Genomic DNA, 578 nt, shown 5'->3' on the forward strand with positions numbered 1-578 from the left:
AGGACTTGGGTATTGGTGATCCGGCCGAAACGGTCTTGGGTCGGGCGGACCACGCTGGCGAACTTGCAGAGCACCGGCTGGCCTTCGAAGACGATGGCGTCCAGCAGGGTCGGCTCGATGTTGTATTCGCTGATCTCGAAGCCCTTGGCGTTGCCACGGGCACCTTCCGGAATCGGGGCGATGGATTGGACCGAGGCGTAGATTTCCCCGGTCTTGGTCGAGGTATAGGTGTCGGTCTTGGTGACCCACAGTTCGACGACGCCGCCTTGGGTTGCAAACATGTTCATCGGTGTTTCTCCTTCAATTCGCCTTTTTCGGCGTGAGTTGTCCCGCTGCTGCAAATTCGGCTGTTTCGCCTTCATTCAGCGGTGTTGGGTGAAAGTGATTTGTCGGGCGATCCCTTCGGGCCGGGCTCTATTCGCTAGCGAACCAAGCCAACCACGGGTGTTCGTCTCGGCCCATCCGGGTAACGATCCCTATCGCAACGTCGTCTCCGACGGCCAAGGGGAACGCTTCCCCTTGGAACCCGCAGAGCAACACCAAGGGCTCTGCCCTTGTCATCCCGCTCTTGCCGCCGA

General features: G+C 59.9%; 1 protein-coding gene. It reads right to left on the minus strand.

Going from position 1 to position 578, the window contains the following annotated elements:
• Positions 1-287: hypothetical protein (locus HMPREF3014_RS05050; protein ID WP_033874713.1), on the minus strand; the 287-nt coding region annotated here is incomplete at its 3' end.
• Positions 288-578 lie beyond the last annotated feature (291 nt).

This window comes from Pseudomonas sp. HMSC065H01 (assembly GCF_001815235.1).
GTDB classification, from domain to species: Bacteria; Pseudomonadota; Gammaproteobacteria; order Pseudomonadales; family Pseudomonadaceae; genus Pseudomonas; species Pseudomonas aeruginosa.